Origin of the sequence: Nostoc sp. NMS2, from assembly GCF_017115105.1 — a bacterium.
In the GTDB taxonomy this organism is placed as follows: Bacteria; Cyanobacteriota; Cyanobacteriia; order Cyanobacteriales; family Nostocaceae; genus Nostoc.
The window spans coordinates 37,384-55,490 of record NZ_JABXKH010000105.1; the positions used below are offsets into that span (position 1 = coordinate 37,384).

Here is an 18,107-nt window from a genome sequence, read left to right on the forward strand (position 1 = left end):
AGATCAGATCCGGGTTTTTCTCGGCATCTGAAAATTTCCAGCACAGGTTGAGAATCTTTATTGAGTGCTAAGTTGGAATTGAAAAGACCGGCGGTGAAAATAGGAATCAAGTAATGGCTCTAATATTGACATTTTTGGGCAAAGGCGGCACCGCTCGTACCAAAATTGCGATCGCCGCCGCCAAATTATTGGCAAGTCAAGGCAAGCGTGTACTTCTAGCAGGACAAGCAGAACCAACATTGTCAATCCTGTTGGGTACTCCCATTTCTGCCGATCCTCAAGAAATCGCTCCCAAGCTACAGGCGGTACAGTTTCAAGCATCTGTACTGCTTGAGCGCAACTGGGACGAAGTGAAAAAACTGGAGGCGCAATATCTCCGCACGCCCATCTTCAAAGACGTTTTTGGTCAAGAACTGGTAGTATTACCAGGGATGGACAACGCCCTAGCCCTCAATGCTATCCGCGAATATGATGCCAGTGGCAAATATGATGCGATCGTCTACGATGGCACGGGTGACTCTTTAACGTTGCGAATGTTGGGTTTGCCAGAATCTCTCAGTTGGTATGTCCGGCGATTTCGGCAATTGTTTGTCAACTCCGATTTGGGGAAAACTATTACTGAATCGCCTTTAATTCAACCGCTAATTAGCAGCTTTTTCAATATCAACTGGACAGCAGATAACTTTGCAGGGCCTACCAACCAAGTCAATAATTTCTTGGAAAAAGGGAGAGCCGCTCTTGCCGATCCTAAGCGTCTCGCTGCTTTCTTAGTGACCACAGGAGATCCCATTGAGGTAGCAAATGCTCGTTATTTATGGGGTAGCGCTCAACAAATTGGTTTAACAGTCGGTGGTGTTTTGTTTGTGTCTCCTGAGACAAACGTCAATCTGTCAGAGGAATTTATACCCTTACCTGTGAGCGTCGTTCCTGACTCGCCAACAGGTGACTGGCAACCACTGATAGATGCACTGCCCAACTTTGAAGCACAAGCTCTGCAAGCTCCTAAACCAATTGAAATAGACATCCACAATCGTCAAGTACGCTTATTCTTGCCAGGATTTGACAAAAAGCAAGTCAAGCTGACCCAATATGGGCCAGAAGTCACGGTAGAAGCAGGAGATCAGCGACGGAATATTCCCCTACCCCCGGCTCTCAGTGGCAGACCCGTTGCTGGAGCAAAGTTTCAGAATAATTATTTGATAATTTCGTTTTAAGTTATGGGAATGGGGAGTGGGGAATGGGGGATGAGGAAGATGGGGAGCAGGGAGCAGGGAGCAGGGAGCAGGGAGCAGGGAGCAAGGGAGAAGAGTTTTCCCCCTGCCCTCTGCCCCCCGCCCCTCTGCCTCTTTTCAATTCCCAATGCCCAATACTTCGACTTACCTCGGCTTCGCCCTTCGGCTACGCTCAGGACAGGCTCGGCACAAGTCGCTCAGTACAAGTGCCCAATTCCCAATTCCCTATTTATCAGTAAAAATTATGTCAGAATCAACTCCCATTAACCCAGAACCCAATCCAACTGAGGCTATAGACTCAGTAGCAATTAATCCCAGTGAGCAAGCGATCGCAACGAGCGATCGCAATGCGAAAACTAGGCAGTTGCTGGGGATGAAAGGTGCAGCTGCTGGGGAAACTTCTATTTGGAAAATTCGTTTGCAGCTAATGAAGCCGATTACCTGGATTCCCCTAATTTGGGGCGTAGTCTGTGGTGCAGCTTCTTCGGGTAACTATACTTGGACGCTGGAAAATGTGTTGAAAGTATTAACCTGTATGTTGCTGGCTGGGCCATTGATGACAGGTTACACTCAAATCCTCAATGATTACTACGATCGCGAAATCGATGCCATCAATGAACCCTATCGCCCGATTCCCTCTGGCGCAATTCCCCTAACCCAGGTAATTATTCAGATTTGGGTACTACTGATTGCTGGTATTGGTTTGGCATTTGTGTTAGATGTGTGGTCTGGTCATGAATTCCCGACAATTACAGCGATCGCAATTATCGGTTCTTTCATCGCCTATATTTATTCTGCACCTCCCCTGAAACTCAAACAAAACGGCTGGCTAGGTAGCTACGCCTTGGGTGCAAGCTATATCACCCTACCTTGGTCTACAGGACACGCTTTGTTTGGCGAACTGAATTCCACAATTGTGATTTTGACAATGTTCTACAGCTTGGCTGGATTGGGTATTGCCATTGTCAATGATTTTAAGAGTGTAGAAGGCGATCGCCAGCTAGGATTACAGTCACTACCTGTAATGTTTGGCATCACCACTGCGGCATGGATTTGTGTAGTCACAATTGATGTATTTCAAGGATTTATCGCAGCTTATCTCGTCAGCATCCATGAGAATTTGTATGCAGCAATCCTAGTACTGTTAATCATCCCGCAAATCACCTTGCAAGATATGTATTTCTTGCGCGATCCCATCAAGAATGATGTTAAATACCAAGCCAGCGCCCAACCGTTCCTTGTACTGGGAATGCTGGTAACAGGTTTAGCACTAGGTCATGCTGGCATTTAACTTATAAGTAGGTTGGCGCAATTAAAGCTAACTGGCAAGGACTGTTTTTTGTCCTTTGTCAACTAGAGGAAAAGGGGCAGTTCTTGCAGGGAGCAAGGGGGAAGACCGGGACGGAGCTTGGACTCCGCCCCGTATAAGCGTCCTTTATGACGGGGCTTGTACTCATGTTCCGCTCCGCTATCGCGTTGGGGGAAAGGGCTTGTTCCCCCTGCCCCCTGCTCCCTTTCCCCCTGCCTCTTCCGGTCAGAAGTTAGGAATTAGGAGCAAAGCCAGAGACGCTCACCTCCGGTTAGGAGTTAATATACTTCTAATTCCTAATTTGTACAGGACATAGTGTGTTAGAACTGATATTTTTCTTACTTCATGGGATTCAACCTTTATTAGTCCCAATTTGCTTTGTCGTTGCTTGGACTGTAACTATTCTCGTTGTTTGGAGTCTCTGTGCGGCGGCGCGAGATAGTGTGACTACAGCCAAGCAAATGCATCAAATCCCCTGTACTGGTTGCCAATTTTTTACCGATAATTACCGTCTTAAATGTACTGTACGCCCATCTATTGCCAATACAGAAGAAGCGATCAATTGTTCTGACTATCAACCGAAGACTAATCCTTATCTGTATTAGGGAGTGGGGAGTGGGGAGTGGGGAGTGGAGGGCAGGGGAGGCAGGGGCAGAAATAACAAATGACTAATGACAAATGACAAATGACAAATGACTAATGACTAATGACTAATGACTAACAATATTTTTAAAACACCCCGACTCTGGGCGTGTTCAAAAGCTGCAAGCCCTTCAATTAGAGGGTAAGTGGCATGAATCAGGGGTTGCACGTCAACTTGTCCTGTGGCTAGTAGCTGGAGGGCTGGGAGAAAGGGGCCACAACGGGAGCCGATGAGGGTGATTTCATCCACTACTAACGAAGAAGCATCTAGGCTGAGGTTGCCAGCATAAGTACTTTTGAGTACAAGGGTACCACGAGGACGGAGGGCGCGACGGGCGATCGCAAATCCTTCTGGGTTGCCAGTACATTCTACTGAAATATCGAAATATCCATCTGTAACAGCATTAGCTAAACCAGTTTTAATCCCCCGTGCCTCTAAGTTAGCCAGTTTGTCTTGATGTCGCCCCACAGCCAAGAGTTCACAGCCAGTTAAGGCTAGTGTCTGTGCTACCAACTGCCCTAGTTTGCCATCTCCAACCACTAGCACTCTGTCGTTTGGACGCAATGGCACTTGCTGCTGAATTTCCAAAGCTGCTGCTATCGGTTCAGTAAATGTTGCTACTTCTGTCGGCACATTATCGGGTACTAAATGCAGGTTCTCCACCGGCAAACAGAGATATTCACCAAAGGCTCCATTCCGATTGACAATACCTAAAACTGTGCGATTTTCACAATGAGTTGGTTGTCCACTCCGACAAAACCGACAATGCCCACACACAGCGTTAATTTCTCCAACTACACGTTGGTTAACTAAGTGTTCTGGCCCTTTTTCAACCACGCCGACAAATTCATGCCCCAAAATACCAGTGTATGGATAGTAGCCTCTAAGTAGTTCCAAATCAGTGTTACAGATACCTGCACGCAAGATGCGTACCAAAGCTTCTCCCGGTGGTGGTTCAGGAATGGGAATATCTGTACGTAGTTGCAACTGGTTATTTTCGAGCCAAAGTCCTTTCATTTTTCTTCACGTCCTTTGCCTAATATCCTGAATTCTTCTTCAAGTCTCTGTACTAGGTATTTCTTTAATTTTGGTTATATCAATTTTGCTTAACCAAGTAACTAAGTCTTCTGAATCGAGTGCGATCTCGCTTCCTAATGTTTTGATATAAAGAAGTCCATCACTAATAATTAAATCTCGGATTGGATACCATGAATCCCGTGTCCTGATCAGAAGTTCCAACGGAATTCCTGGTCTTGAAGTATACTTACGATACCTCCACCAAGCTCGCCATAGAAGCACAGATTTAGTACAGTGCATCTGATAGCCTTTGGGAACTTCGGTGTATTGATACTGATAGAAACCCCGACTATCTACTTCTCCTTTGAGGAGATAACTATATTCTGCTAATGCCTGATTTATCAATTCCCACTGGGATGATTTTGGAGAAATAGAGAATTCAGGTAGTGTGTTAGATAGTTGGACTGTGGCAATCACGCCTTCAGCTTTTGCTGTCAGTTGGTTAGTCTTATATACTGTTTGCGCTGTCAAAGCCGGATTTGACAACAAAACTTCTTTTTTCTGGATAGAGTTTTGCACAAACTCTCGAATTAAATCTAGATTAGATAACATAAAATTTTTTATACTAAATTAAGCAGTGTGATTAAAGCCACAACGGTACTTAAATTAGTAACTACACTGGTTTTGCACTTAAATCAGGATTATTATCAGTCTTATTTATACTCAATTCTCTGTCTGACTAGGGCTTTATTAACTTTGATGTCGGGTATTTCGTCGCTCACTAGTTTGGTTGACAAAATCACTGTTTTCATATAGAAAAGTGGCGGATTAATTAAATTTTTACGCCATCTAGAAAAGGTTGAAATACCGGAACTAATTCGGGACGACTGACAACAAGGGTGGGAAAAGAGCGATCGCTATAATCTTCTCCCGGTGACAATGGAAATGGTTCTGACTTCAGCGATAACCATACCCCACCAGCAGCCTGGACAATCACCCAAGCCCCCGCTATATCCCAAACTTTTGGTGTCGCCTCAATACCGCCCAGAGTAGCCCCAGTTGCAACCGTCAAAAAGTTATAGCTAGCCACACCCAACATCCGAATTTTACAGGGAAAGCCCTTTTGGATAACTGCGGTGCTACGGGAACAGAGGTTAAAAAAGTGATTATTGCTAGGACTATCAGCACTGGTGTGGATAGGGTGGTGATTGAGAAATGCTCCTGTTGGCGTTGCTAAACCAGATGAACCCGCCCAAAAACCATGAAAAGCTTGATTCAAGGTTGGTGCGTAAACATAACCGAAAATGGGCGTGCCTCGATACAGTAAACCCAGAGATATTGTCCAGAGGGGAATACCGCGTGTGAAGTTGGTTGTACCATCGAGAGGATCAATTACCCAGCACCACTCAGTACCGGGAAATGACTGATCGCTCTCTTCGCTCAAAATGCCGTAACCAGAGAAATTAGAAGCGATCGCATCCCGAATTTCCTGATCTGCCCATTTATCTGCTTGCGTCACCAAACTTCCATCAGCTTTTTGAGAAGCCTGTACTTGCCCAAAATCTTGCATTAGCTGCTTACCCACTCTGGTAGTGGTAGTTTGGGCAAACTCAAGAATTGTTGTCCAAAAATCATTCATTGGTTAATTCTCGCGCAAAGGCGTAAAGAAGCAAAGCGTTTTCGGCATCTTTGCTTGAGAAGGTGAAGTTCAATCTAGTTCCCTTTCCAAAATAGATGCGATCGCAGTCTTGGCATTCATCTGAAATTCTTTTACATTCACCCGCCACAGTAACGAAACAGCAACAAGCATCCCTATTGCTTGCACAGCAAATACCATGCTGTATGCTAACACTGGTGACGGAAACAGCATTTTACCTAAATTTAATACTGCTCCACCAAGTATTGTAGCCAATCCCCTAGCCATTGCCTGAGATAATCCCCAAGCCCCAATAAATGTACCCGCCGTTTCAGCAGCAGTTAAATCCAACATCAAACTGGTAGCACCAGCTGTAATGACTCCAGATGACAGACCGAAACAAAGTAGGCTACCCATCAGTAAAGCTGAGTTGGCGCTAAACCCTGACATGATGATTAAGGCAAAGCTCACAGCTGCACCGATACACCCAATTTTAGTAGTTTGTTTCTTGTCTATGCGGGGCAAAAGCAAAAAACCAGTAGAGCTAATTCCGATGAGGGTACCGATCCCAAAAGGAATGTTTAGTCTAGTAGTTTGGGAAATACACATCCCGAAAACCTCTCCACCATAGGGTTCTAAAATTGCATCCTGCATAAAAATACTAATAGTCAACACCAACAAAAAGCCAAAAAATATTCCTGTTTGGCGATTAGCAGTTAGCACTCGTAAGGCTGTACCCAAAGTTATTTGGTCTTCTCTGCCTACCAAAGAAGAACGGGAAGTGTAACGGGAATACTTCTTTTCCACGCCGAAGGTTGCCAATATTGATAGTCCAAAGACGATCGCAGGCATAATTATAAAAACGGGGTTGATTGTAGATTGTAGTTTGGCTATATCAACGACTTTGTTTGTCTGAGAGGGGTTATAGGCTAAAAGAGCCGTCCCACAAATTTCTGGTCTTTCTAGCAACTTAGAGCTAACTACTGCTCCAATCACAATGCCAATCATCAGCATTGACCACACAATCCCAATTAATTTAGAGCGGTTATCTTCATCAGTAACATCTACCAAAAGAGCAGTAAAAGGTGTGGAACTGGCACTCAGAGCTAAACCATATCCTGCAAAAGTTAATGCCAGCACTCCTGCCCAGCCATAGGTTTGGAAACTCCAGCCAGTGGTTTGCAAACTGCTACCTAGTTGCCAGACTACTTGCAGAGCCAAGAAAGATACAGTTGTAAATAAGATTGCACCAATCCAAACATAGCTACTGCGATGATAGCCCAGCAATGGCTTGGCATCAGACATCTGCCCAAACCAAATTCGTGCTGGGCTAACAAATTGGTGCATGGCAATAGTAGCAGCCGTAATTAATGGCAAGACTTTCAACTCATCAATCATCACTCGATTCAGTACACCCAAGGTGAGAAGCGACATGATGCCTAATCCCATCTGAAACAAACCCAGTCGGAACATTGTCAGTAAATTAATTCTCGGCAATGATTCCAAACGTACTGATGAATTTGATTCCGGATTGGGTGAAACATCGCTGGTGGCCATAGCTACTTTTTCGTCTGGTTTATAGGATTTAATCTCTGTCTCTTTAAATAAAGATAAACTCTACCCACTCTAAATCAGCGAACAAAAAGTGGAAGTTGCGATCGCATTTCGCCCGCCAGAGGCGATCGCACTTATTTTAGCAAGTAATTATACACCTCAATTAGCATAAACTTCAGCCAAGTTAGGATTAATCTTTAAAGCTTGGTTGTAATTTGCGATCGCATAACCACAATCGCCGTTTATAAGTTTTCTTCATTGAGTAGAGAGGAAGTTGAAGCTATGCTGGGACTGACTTTAGAGCAAACAAGGGTTTATCAAGAAGCGAAAGCCGAAGGTCGAGAAGAACGGGAAGCTGAAATGTTGAAACTTACCGTGCCTCTGTTATTACAAACAGGGATGAGTGTGGAGCAGATTGCTCAACAACTCAATGTTGATATAGAGGCTGTCCAGATTGCCATACAGCAAAACACATAGAATGAACATTTCATGTCTGTTGTCATATTTTTGCAAAATGAGGAGAGCTTGATTAAAATCCTCAATTGCCCTTTTATGGTATCTAGAGCGATCGCACCAAAATGTGACAGATTAAGATGCTCATAACTTCATCGGAGTTGGAACCTAAAGTTTGCATAGCACTTCTACACTCACTCCTCCGAAAAATTATTATGCTGCGTCGCTACCCCTCTTTTATTACTCCGAAAAAATAAAATATTCGTAGGTTGGGGAGCCACTGCGTTGTCCGGGTTTCCCGGCTTGAAGCAAGTGGCGTTTGAACTTTAGTGAAACCCAACAAAACCAGGGATTTTTGGTGTTGGGTTTCGTTCCTCAACCCAACCTACACCTAAATTCATCAAAGTCCTTAAAAATAAGAGTGGATGATTTTTATCCGACGAGAGTCATAAAAGAGCGCTACTCCACACTTCTCGCCGAAGGTTATAGAATTTCATCCACCAGAACCGTACCACCCTCACAAAAATCTATGCTGAGATGATAATCTTCAAGCAACGCAGTTCCAATGAGTGGACGACGACCTATTAATCGAGATAATTTTGCCAATGTTCTCCTGTGTCTCAACTTTGGCACGGATACTTCTTTCATAGAGTTCCTTTCCACGTCGGGCGACTTCTTGGCTACTGAGCGTAGGGTGGGACATACTTAGCTAACGACAAAATTCACTAATTTTCCAGGCACCACAATTACCTTTTTAATCTCTTTGCCTTCGATGTAACGCTGGGCAATTTCTGATTCACGGGCATATTTCTCCAACGCTGCTTTATCTGCTTGTGCTGGTACTTGAATCGCGCCGCGAGTTTTGCCCATAACTTGAATCACTAAAGTGATTTCATCAGCTACCAAAGCAACAGGGTCAAATGATGGCCAAGTTTGAGTATGAACAGAATCACTTTCACCCAACAAATGCCACAATTCATCAGCAATGTGTGGTGCAAAAGGTGCGAGTAATATCACCAAAGTCCGAATACCTTCTGCGTAAATTGGTGAATTTTTACCGTCAGCATCACTTAAGGCATTACTCAACTTCATCAATTCGGAAATAGCTGTGTTGAATTGATATTCGTCTTCCACGTCTTCCGTCACCGCTTGAATAGCCGTGTGAATCGCCCGCCGCAATTCCTTTTCTGCCTTAGTTAAATCAGATAGTTGAGCTTTCTTACGAGATACCCCAGCCGCAACATAATCTGTCACCAAAGGCCAAACCCGATTTAAAAAGCGAAATTGTCCTTGCACATCGGCTTCATCCCATTCCAGGTCTTTTTCTGGCGGCGCTTTGAACAAAATGAACATCCGCGCTGTGTCTATACCGTATTTGGAAATTACATCTTCTGGCGCGACACCATTGCCCTTTGATTTAGACATAGTGGCGTAGAGACGTTGCAAAGGTTCGCCTGTCTGAGGGTCGCGGGGGTCGGCAGAATTGACCAGATTAGAAGGAATCCATTTATCCTTACCTCCCTTGTTAGGATTTAGGTAAGTTAAACCCTGTACCATTCCTTGAGTTAACAGGCGTTGGAAGGGTTCATCAAAGTTCAGTAACCCTCTATCCCGCAAAACCTTAGTAAAGAACCGCGAATACAACAAATGTAAAATCGCGTGTTCAATCCCACCCACATACTGATTCACTGGCATCCAGTCATTAACTTTACTGGAATCGAAAACCTGTTGTTCATTTTTAGCGTCAGGGAAGCGCAAGAAATACCACGAGGAATCAATAAAAGTATCCATCGTGTCGGTTTCCCGCTTCGCTGGAGTGCCGCAAGTTGGACAAGGGACATTTACCCAGCTTTCTAACTGAGTTAAAGGTGAACCACCACGTCCAGTAAATTCCACCTCTTCTGGCAACTGGACTGGCAAATCTTTGTCAGGTACTGGCACTATCCCACAGTTGGGACAGTGAATTACAGGTATCGGTGCGCCCCAATAACGCTGCCGGGAAATTAACCAATCCCGCAAGCGATATTGCACCCGCACTTTCCCAAAACCTTGTTGTTCGGCGTATGCAATTATCGCTTGTTTAGCATCTACGGAAGCCATACCAGTAAACTGACCAGAGTTCACGAGAATACCAGCTTCCAGGTAGGCTGTATTCAAGATTGCTGTGCTTCTTTGTTGAAACTCCTTCTCAAGTTCACGTTTGGCTTGGAAGTAGTTGGTTTGTGAATCTTGATTACCTGTGTTTTGCCAAATCTCATAGGCGCGTTGCTTCACATCTTCTTCAGTGAAGCACATATCAAGTTCACGTTTGGCTTGGAAGTAGTTGATTTGTGAATCTTGATTACCTGTGTTTTGCCAAATTTCATAGGCGCGTTGCCTCACATCTTCTTCAGTGACACCCTCTTGCACAGTATGCATCTTGCCTATTTTTTCTTCAGGCACAATCACCACTTTAATAGGCAAATTTTGTTCTTTAGCAAACTTAAAATCTCGGACATCGTGTGCTGGCACACCCATCACTGCCCCAGTACCATACTCATACAGTACATAGTCAGCAATCCAAATCGGCACTTCTTCCCCTGTAAACGGGTTAATTGCCACCCCACCTGTAGGGATACCCCGCTTAGGTTTGTCTTCAGAAGTACGTTCCAACTCACTTTGATTGGAAACCTCTTTAATAAAGACTTCTACTGCCGCTTGTTGTTCTTTTGTAGTAACGCGCTTTGTTAAGGGATGTTCTGGTGCTAATACTAAGTAACTGACACCATAAACTGTATCTGGGCGCGTGGTATACACGGCGATTTTTTCATCTATCCCGATGATGGGAAATTCTAAATAAGCGCCTGTAGATTTACCAATCCAGTTTGCCTGCATCAATTTGACCCGTTCCGGCCAACCTGTCAACTTATCCAAGTCATTGAGCAATTCTTCGGCGTAGTCGGTAATCTTAAAAAACCACTGCCGTAACAATTTACGCTCAACTATTGCGCCACTGCGCCAGGAACGTCCTTCGTTATCAACTTGCTCATTTGCTAATACAGTTTGGTCTATTGGGTCCCAGTTTACGGCTGCTTCTTTTTGGTAAGCTAACCCCGCTTGCAAAAACTGCAAGAAAATCCATTGTGTCCACTTATAGTAATCTGGTGAACAGGTAGCAAGTTCACATTCCCAGTCGATGGATAAACCAAGACGCTGCAATTGCTGCCGCATCTGGGCAATATTCTGATAAGTCCACTTTGCTGGCGGTACACCACGGTCAATGGCAGCATTTTCTGCTGGCAAGCCAAAGGCATCCCAACCCATTGGGTGGATTACCCGATACCCTTGCATTCGCTTGAGGCGGGCAATTACGTCGGTAATCGTATAGTTACGGACGTGACCCATGTGTAGGCTGCCCGATGGATAAGGGAACATGGATAAAGCGTAGAATTTTGGCTTGTTGCTAGCTGTAGGTGTTTTATCTAAGCCAAGTTCTACCCATGTTTTCTGCCATTTTTCCTCAATCGCTGCTGGGTTATATCGAGAATCAACAGAATCACGTATTTCCAATGGTTTCATGCCTGTTACACTTTACTTCTACTAATTTTCTAGTATTTGACCCTTACTAGTACCGCAAGGCGGAATTCGTAATTCGTAATTCGTAATTCGTAATTAACTGTTCGCAAGAGTTTCAGACATTCCAAATGGTAGGTTTATTTCCGCCGTTACGTACTAGTACATTTGAACCACTATATTAAGGGAATTATCTGTCTAGTAATTTTCTAATTTAATTTACAAAATTAATTTACTATTTCTTTCTACCCCCTATTTCTATCTATCTTATATCCCTAAAGTTCAACAAGTTTAGGTATATAGGACATAAAAAAGTCCCTAAGCTGAGGATGCTGGGGACTAGATGTGTTATGGTTCTAAACTGATTTACTGGGTTAGTAATGCGATCGCCATTTCAAGGTGTATCTTAGCCTTATGCAAGTTAAGCAAATTCTCTTGGTCGTATCTGTCAGGATAGCTCATAGCTTTGCCTTCCATCGTCAGCTTGATCAGTGCTGCTTGCTCATCAGTAGGTGAATTCATCTCATCTACCGCCCCTTCAAGGAATTGAATAACGCTAAAACCTGGTGACTTCAATCCTCTTCCTTGCCTTAATTGAGCGAGTGCTATCTGTGGGAATGCCATCAAGGTGACAATCCAACTAGTTTTGTAGCCTCCATTCCCAGTAGGTTTTAGTCCGTAACGCCTACATAAGTCTTTTAACTCAGCAGTGGTTTTGATTTCGAGTTCTGACCTTGTGAACATAAAATAGAATTACCCATTTGTAAAAGTGGTATCGGTGGTGAACCATTTACCAGGATGAAAGCACCACCGATTTAAAACTCTATTTGAATGTTAACCTTCCAATCAAGCTATATTTACTTTTCGCAATAATGCCTAATCCTAAAGGTAATCCTCAGAATTTAGAACCTGCACCATCAGATAGAGAAATTAAGTTAACCGAACAATTAAATTTTCGTGTCACCAAGGAAATGAAGGAAGAAGTGAAGGCACAAGAAGATCCTCCAGAATTTTGTAGAGAAGCAATTCAGAAAGCACTGGATGAGAAAAAAGGAAAGTAGTAAGCTAATCGGTATTCAAGTTGCATAATTAGGGCGGGCAAGATGCCCACCCCACAAGATATTGAGAAAACTTTAATATGCAAATTAGATGTTTTTTAGTTTATTTAATTGTTTAACTATTAATCGCAGTAAATAAAAATCCCTCTAGAACTGATATATAGAGGGATTCACTATGATGGGTTTTTATTGCTGTCGATTCAGATGGTAAAAATAAGCGATGGTTGAATCAAATATAAAACTTTCTGATTTGGTGCGGGTTTTTGTTTACGGCACGCTAAAACCAAGTGAAGCTAACTATAAAAGATACTGTGCTGGCAAGGTAGTTGATATTAAAAGAGCTTTTGTAGAAGGTAAATTGTTTGCTTTGCCAATGGGCTACCCAGCAATGACGCTGGGGGATAGCAAAGTTTACGGATATTTACTTTCTTTTACTAACCCAAGAATTTTAAATGAGCTAGATGTGCTAGAAAATTACCAGCCCACTAGACAAGCGCCAAAAAACCTCTATAATCGGCAAATTATCGAGGTTTATGAACCACAGTCGCTCTCTCTAGGTTCGGCTTGGGTTTATTTAATGACTCTAGAGCAAGTTGACCAATTAGGAGGATTACTCCAACCTGACGGCTGGTGGAGTGGCTGTGGTTTAACCGCAAAGCACAATTACGATCTGTGATCTGTTAACTTTGCGATTAGTTTATGTCCTGTTTGGAGTCGTGCCGTTGCGGCTGTACCGGATAGATTGGATTTTCTGGAGAAGCTACTGCTGCTTTCGGAATTTCAATTACCGGGTTATTTAGTCCCACCATCAGAGGGGAAGGTGGAATTATAGACGCTGAGGACGTTTGAATCGGTTCTTTTTGTGGTCGTTGCGCCAGCTGCGGCACACTCAAACCACCAGGTACTAAGCTAGATACTGCACCGATTACGCAAGCAGCAACGGCTGCACCTCCCGCCATCCAGTTTAAACGGGAACGGCGGCGCAAACGTGTCAATACTTGCTGAACTGTTGCTTCTGGTGACTCTTGGGCTGTGGGGACTGGGAGAGTCCGCAAGCCTTGACGCAGCTTTAACAGTCGGGCATACAAGCATTGAACCGAGGCATCATTTGCCAGCCATTCTTCTACTTGCCTGCGTTCTATAGCCGTGACTTCACCATCGAGGTAAGCACTCAATAACTCGAAGCGATCGCGCTTCACCATATCCATAAGACCCGTTGATTCATTGGTATGCTTGGCCATTCCATCTGACAAATCTTGAGGAAGTTGCAAAGAAGAACGGTCGTAAAACTGAGAATCAGTAGTCATCTTAACATTATTACCAATTCATACACGGGTAAACTGGGCGGGAATTTCGGGAAAATTAGCCATTTTTCCTTCTTAGGACAGAAGCGATCTATGTCTTTCTGGTAATTCTTAATCTATGCTTAAATTCTGTCATTGGGCAGAGGCAAGATCCTGTAAATTAGGAGTCTAGATAATTCTGCAAGTGGGCTTGCAGTCTCGATCTAGCTCTGGCTATTCTTGACTTTACAGTTCCTAAAGAAACTCCAGTGATTTCAGCAATTTCTTCATAAGCCATGCCCTCGATTTCTCTCAGGACAATGGTAGTACGAAAAACTTCTGGTAAATCCGCGATCGCTTCTCGCAATTGCTCGTAAAATTCTCTAGTTGTCAGTTCTTCTTCAGGCCCGGGAGTATCGCCAGCGATTTCCCAATCCATCTCGCCGTCCTCTAACGAGCGAGGAGCATCCAGTGATAAAGGGCTAACAACCCGCTTGCGTTTCCGTAACTCATCGTAAAACAAGTTGGTGGCAATGCGGCTTAACCAGCCCCGAAATTTAGCAGGCTCTTGTAATCGGTTAATATTCCGATACACTCGAATCCAAACTTCTTGAGCTAAATCGGCTCTGTCAGCCCAATCTGGAGCTAGGTGGTAGAGAACTCTATCAACCTGACTTTGATAGCGGCGTAATAGTTCTGAAAACGCAACACGATCTGGTCGCAGTCCTACTTGACAGCGCAAAATTAAATCGTGGTTAGGGAGTTTGTCAACTTGCACTGATGCTTCTGGATACTTTGCATCAACAGTTGACCAGGATACAGTAATCGACTGACTCATAGATCGTACTGGCTCTAAATCATCCCTATCTATTAGACCTGCTAATGGGACAGAAGTTCCATGCTAAGGTGACGGATTTATGACTGGAACACGGAGGCAGACAATTTTGGATACATTTATAGCAATAAGGTAAGCCACTTTTTCCTTATACTGCTCGCATAGTTGCCCTTACACCCATCAACTCACAAAAGCGCAGCAATATGCACATTTTAGTACTTTTAGCAACTGGGTATATACGCTTGATAAAAATAATTAAATCTGGTTATTAAAGATGAAGAGAAAAATTTTGTAATTCTAACTTCTCGATCGCTTTAAAATTCAGGTAATAATTTCTGGGAATTGGGTTGCTGTGGTTACTATAATGGTGATTTATTTTTTTGATTTTGTTACCAGAATAGTTGCTGATTGTTCTAGTTGTGACCCGTAGATAGCGCCAGAGTTATGTTGCTCTGGTACACGAACTTGAAAAAATAAATTGAGGGAAAATGTAATTGTGACTGCTAGCAATAGTTTTTCAAACATGGTTTTTCTCACACCGACACCACTAATCATTGATTGCTACATTGCAAAAGTTCCACTAGAAAGTCTAAGTATTGGCTTACAACCCCCAGAACTTTGGAGAAATGAGGTTAGTTACTTGAAGTTTTGCTACTGGGACAATTTGCATAGTCTTAGTTTGCCCAAAGGTGTTGGCAGATTTATAGCGGAAATGATAAGTATTGATAAATTTTTGATAATCGGATGATGAACACATCCAATTTCTCGGCTGGATATGTCAGGGATAAACAATAGGCGATGGCAATGGTAAGAAACGAATCTGTAGGGCGGATGGTAATGTTGCTCTGTTTTGGCACAGCATTTTTATCTTTAGCTGTCCATTGGCGGATTACTACGGCAGAACGGCAGTCTGATAAGTCTGCATCTACTTCGATGCGGCGAGATTCTACCCTAACCAATCCGAAGAGAAGCCGCTCAGAGGGAGTCTACAAGAATCTGTCACAAGTGAGTTTAGGGGAAATTACCGTGGGTGCATCTGTGACACCTGGTGAAGTTGCCCAAGGCTCAACTGTCCAGAGGGCGGTTACACCAAAGTCCTCTGCTATTAAGCCTCGAACTAAGTCGAAAATAATTAAGAAGAATGTAGCTCAAGCAACGACTCGCAAGACTTCTACACTCAAATATTCTGCTATTAAGTCGAAAATAATTAAGAAGAATGTAGCTCAAGCAACGACTCGCAAGGCTTCTACACCAAAATCTTCTACTATTAAGCCTCAAACTCAGCCAAAAACAATTAGGAATAATGTAGCTCAAGCAACTGAACCACCAATTAAGATGCAGCTGGTGGCGCAAACAGAAAGACAAAATCCAGTTGCGGATAGTTGGCCAAAAGGTCTATGGTCTCAGGCTTCAGCCCAACAAGTACCATCTGCATCTGATCGGCTGGCAGATGGCAAGACGCAAGTCGTGGTTGATTTAAGTGATCGCCGCACTTATGTATATGCAGGAGATGAGGTAATAGCTAGCTACCCAATCGCTGTAGGTAAGAAAGGTTGGGAAACGCCCACAGGTTCTTTCCAGGTGATCCACATGCGACACTATCCAATCTGGCGTCACCCAATTACGGGCAAAGTATTTCAGGCTGGTACGGACAGTCCCTTGGGAGACAGATGGATTGGTTTTTGGTCAGATGGACGCAATGAAATTGGCTTTCATGGCACACCCGATATTGACCTGGTAGGAACGGCTGTATCCCACGGCTGTTTAAGAATGCGTAATTCTGATGTCAGAATGCTTTATGAGCAAGTGAGTATAGGGACAGAGGTAGTAGTACGTAATTAATTTAAGAGTCATTTGTCATTTGTCCTTTGTCTTTTCTCTAAAACAAATGACCAATGACTAATGACTAATGACTAATGACTAATGACTCTTAGAATTATAATTTTTGCTCAAAATTAGGTGCGTATGTCTGGAGTAAGGCGCTAACTTGGCGCACAACCTCATTACCAGTGTTTTTGCCTAAAGCTTGCCGTTCTGGGAAGAAATCGGGTCGATCTAGATAACGATTAATCGCCTCACTTACTTGCTGAGAAATTAAGTCTTGCAGTTGTGCCTGAGCTGTTTGGCGCTGGAAGCTAGCACCCTCTTCCGTAGTAGCATACAAAGGTGGTAGTCGATTCAGAGCATAAGCAGCAATATCTCCGACATCTAGAGAACTTTCGCTGGTGGCTTCAATTTCCGCGACTCTGGCGATCGCTTCTGTCAGTACTAATTCTTCCATGACGTTAATGAATTGTTTGCGAGGTACCGCCACTACCTCACCAGTCAATAGCGCTCCCATGAGCCGATCCAGCGCCATATACTCTTCAATTGAGAGTTCCGAAGCGTTATCACAGATTCTACCGACTTCTGCTTCCATTGCTGGTGTCAAATAACCATCCTGGAGAGCTTGTTCTACAATTTTTTCGATACTCATAACACTTATCATCATTTACGTTAGCCAAGTAAGGTAGGGACGGTATCAATCCAATTGATTTTGCCTAATCTTTCAGCAAAAAAAACACAAATTATGCACAGACGCGATCCACTCCGCCTCTACTAATTAACGACCTTAGTTCGCCAAGGTGTTGGATCAACAGATTGTCCGTTGACATACAGACCCCAGTGCAAATGTGGCCCCGTGGCAGCACCTGTTGAACCAACTGCGCCAATTACTTGACCAGCTTTCACAAAATCACCTTCTTTGACGTTAATACGACTCAGGTGCATGAAAATACTGGTTACTCCTTGACCGTGGTCAATGCCAACTACGTTACCGTGTATCCGAAACCCTTGGGATACCCTACCTACCAAAGCAACTCGCCCAGGGGCTGGGGCAATCACCGGAGATCCGGCAGCACCAGCGTAGTCAAGACCACGATGATAGTAGTCCTTTGCAAATGTACCATTATAGTAGCGGCGTACACCATAGTTTGTACTCATCCGCCCTGCATTTGGCTTCAAAAATACCCCATTCCAATACTTTTCTGGTGTTTGTAGTGCCTTGAAAGCCGCTACACGCTTAAGTTCATATTCTGTAGCATCCACTCCGGCTTTGCCAGGTGGCAAAGTAATACGTTGTACGGGGAACTTGCGATTAAGCACATTCACAGCTAAGTTTTGTACTTGACCATCCCCTGCAACCTTAAGTGTTCTAGTTCCAGCTTTTTCTAGTGGAGTTGTGGGAACAAAAGCCCGATACTGATTGGGGGCAATTTGAAAGGCTGGGTATGTATTATTGCCATTTGATACTGTTGGATTTTTAACATTCTCAGGATTATCTAGATTAATCTCTACCGAGAGTGTATCCCCTAATTTAGGACTAGTTGGAGTCACCTTTACTTGTAAAGCATCTACAGGCAATGCCAAGGTGATAGGGAGAACAGCAAATATTCCCTTTAACACATTTATTGCCAGGCGATTGGCTGTCAAACTTTTGACATCAAAACCGAGCAAATTGTTGTTTGAACTACTAGTGCTATTCTCAATAATCATA

The 18,107-nt window shown here is 43.7% G+C and carries 19 protein-coding genes and 1 pseudogene; 7 read left to right on the forward strand and 13 right to left on the reverse strand.

The features are described from left to right. Window positions 1–113: 113 nt before the first annotated feature. From HWQ36_RS19175 to HWQ36_RS19185, 3 genes are all read left to right on the forward strand, one after another. Window positions 114–1,214 carry an ArsA family ATPase gene (locus HWQ36_RS19175; protein WP_292705268.1) on the forward strand — a complete coding sequence of 367 codons (1,101 nt, stop codon included), beginning with the start codon at window positions 114–116 and terminating at the stop codon, window positions 1,212–1,214. A gap of 262 nt (window positions 1,215–1,476) precedes the next feature. Continuing rightward, complete coding sequence (gene chlG, locus HWQ36_RS19180; protein WP_292705317.1) at window positions 1,477–2,523, forward strand: chlorophyll synthase ChlG; 1,047 nt, start codon at window positions 1,477–1,479, stop codon at window positions 2,521–2,523. Window positions 2,524–2,858: 335 nt separating this feature from the next. After that, window positions 2,859–3,146 (forward strand): hypothetical protein, encoded by a 288-nt coding sequence (locus tag HWQ36_RS19185; RefSeq protein ID WP_292705270.1) that lies wholly within the window; start codon window positions 2,859–2,861, stop codon window positions 3,144–3,146. A gap of 98 nt (window positions 3,147–3,244) precedes the next feature. Here HWQ36_RS19185 and HWQ36_RS19190 read toward each other — a convergent pair whose 3' ends face one another. The 5 genes from HWQ36_RS19190 to HWQ36_RS34400 all read right to left on the reverse strand — a co-directional run bounded on the left by HWQ36_RS19190 (window position 3,245) and on the right by HWQ36_RS34400 (window position 7,637). Continuing rightward, window positions 3,245–4,201, reverse strand: coding sequence for an alcohol dehydrogenase catalytic domain-containing protein (locus HWQ36_RS19190; RefSeq protein ID WP_292705271.1), 957 nt, complete (start codon window positions 4,199–4,201; stop codon window positions 3,245–3,247). Window positions 4,202–4,240: 39 nt separating this feature from the next. After that, window positions 4,241–4,813: a hypothetical protein gene (locus HWQ36_RS19195; protein ID WP_292705273.1), complete on the reverse strand. Its 573-nt coding sequence runs from the start codon at window positions 4,811–4,813 to the stop codon at window positions 4,241–4,243. Window positions 4,814–5,033: 220 nt separating this feature from the next. Then, window positions 5,034–5,840: an inositol monophosphatase family protein gene (locus tag HWQ36_RS19200; RefSeq protein WP_292705274.1), complete on the reverse strand. Its 807-nt coding sequence runs from the start codon at window positions 5,838–5,840 to the stop codon at window positions 5,034–5,036. A gap of 69 nt (window positions 5,841–5,909) precedes the next feature. Continuing rightward, window positions 5,910–7,394, reverse strand: a complete 1,485-nt coding sequence (locus tag HWQ36_RS19205; protein ID WP_292705276.1) for a BCD family MFS transporter — start codon at window positions 7,392–7,394, stop codon at window positions 5,910–5,912. Between the two features lie 156 nt (window positions 7,395–7,550). Further along, the gene (locus tag HWQ36_RS34400; protein WP_366829300.1) at window positions 7,551–7,637 is read right to left on the reverse strand and encodes a tetratricopeptide repeat protein; all 87 of its coding nucleotides are present in this window, start codon (window positions 7,635–7,637) and stop codon (window positions 7,551–7,553) included. Here HWQ36_RS34400 and HWQ36_RS19210 point away from each other — a divergent pair. After that, a pseudogene (locus HWQ36_RS19210) lies at window positions 7,605–7,868 on the forward strand (hypothetical protein); the annotation flags it as partial. The gene HWQ36_RS34400 and the pseudogene HWQ36_RS19210 overlap by 33 nt on opposite strands. A 459-nt stretch (window positions 7,869–8,327) precedes the next feature. On the opposite strand, the gene HWQ36_RS19215 reads toward HWQ36_RS19210, so the two are convergent. The 3 genes from HWQ36_RS19215 to HWQ36_RS19225 form a co-directional block, all read right to left on the reverse strand. Then, window positions 8,328–8,507 carry a hypothetical protein gene (locus HWQ36_RS19215; protein WP_292705321.1) on the reverse strand — a complete coding sequence of 60 codons (180 nt, stop codon included), beginning with the start codon at window positions 8,505–8,507 and terminating at the stop codon, window positions 8,328–8,330. 42 nt (window positions 8,508–8,549) lie between these two features. After that, complete coding sequence (gene leuS, locus HWQ36_RS19220; protein WP_292705278.1) at window positions 8,550–11,402, reverse strand: leucine--tRNA ligase; 2,853 nt, start codon at window positions 11,400–11,402, stop codon at window positions 8,550–8,552. Window positions 11,403–11,762: 360 nt separating this feature from the next. After that, window positions 11,763–12,140 (reverse strand): hypothetical protein, encoded by a 378-nt coding sequence (locus HWQ36_RS19225; RefSeq protein ID WP_292705280.1) that lies wholly within the window; start codon window positions 12,138–12,140, stop codon window positions 11,763–11,765. 128 nt (window positions 12,141–12,268) lie between these two features. Between HWQ36_RS19225 and HWQ36_RS19230 the strand changes: the two genes are divergently transcribed. Beyond that, window positions 12,269–12,457, forward strand: a complete 189-nt coding sequence (locus HWQ36_RS19230) for a hypothetical protein (protein WP_292705282.1) — start codon at window positions 12,269–12,271, stop codon at window positions 12,455–12,457. A gap of 217 nt (window positions 12,458–12,674) precedes the next feature. After that, window positions 12,675–13,130, forward strand: coding sequence for a gamma-glutamylcyclotransferase (locus HWQ36_RS19235; RefSeq protein WP_292705284.1), 456 nt, complete (start codon window positions 12,675–12,677; stop codon window positions 13,128–13,130). Window positions 13,131–13,146: 16 nt separating this feature from the next. Here HWQ36_RS19235 and HWQ36_RS19240 read toward each other — a convergent pair whose 3' ends face one another. The 3 genes from HWQ36_RS19240 to HWQ36_RS19250 form a co-directional block, all read right to left on the reverse strand. Beyond that, a complete protein-coding gene (locus HWQ36_RS19240) occupies window positions 13,147–13,761 on the reverse strand; it encodes a transcriptional regulator (RefSeq protein WP_292705286.1) in 615 nt (204 codons plus the stop codon). A 157-nt stretch (window positions 13,762–13,918) separates the two neighbouring features. Beyond that, window positions 13,919–14,575, reverse strand: a complete 657-nt coding sequence (locus tag HWQ36_RS19245; RefSeq protein WP_292705288.1) for a sigma-70 family RNA polymerase sigma factor — start codon at window positions 14,573–14,575, stop codon at window positions 13,919–13,921. 369 nt (window positions 14,576–14,944) lie between these two features. Continuing rightward, window positions 14,945–15,097 (reverse strand): hypothetical protein, encoded by a 153-nt coding sequence (locus HWQ36_RS19250; RefSeq protein WP_167306191.1) that lies wholly within the window; start codon window positions 15,095–15,097, stop codon window positions 14,945–14,947. A gap of 678 nt (window positions 15,098–15,775) precedes the next feature. Between HWQ36_RS19250 and HWQ36_RS19255 the strand changes: the two genes are divergently transcribed. Further along, on the forward strand, window positions 15,776–16,414 hold the full coding sequence (locus HWQ36_RS19255) for a L,D-transpeptidase (RefSeq protein WP_292705319.1): 639 nt from the start codon (window positions 15,776–15,778) through the stop codon (window positions 16,412–16,414). A 94-nt stretch (window positions 16,415–16,508) separates the two neighbouring features. On the opposite strand, the gene HWQ36_RS19260 is transcribed toward HWQ36_RS19255, so the two are convergent. Both HWQ36_RS19260 and HWQ36_RS19265 read right to left on the reverse strand, forming a co-directional pair. Continuing rightward, window positions 16,509–17,048, reverse strand: a complete 540-nt coding sequence (locus HWQ36_RS19260) for a late competence development ComFB family protein (protein ID WP_292705292.1) — start codon at window positions 17,046–17,048, stop codon at window positions 16,509–16,511. Window positions 17,049–17,170: 122 nt separating this feature from the next. Further along, window positions 17,171–18,106 carry a M23 family metallopeptidase gene (locus HWQ36_RS19265; RefSeq protein WP_292705294.1) on the reverse strand — a complete coding sequence of 312 codons (936 nt, stop codon included), beginning with the start codon at window positions 18,104–18,106 and terminating at the stop codon, window positions 17,171–17,173. Between the last annotated feature and the right edge of the window lies 1 nt (window position 18,107).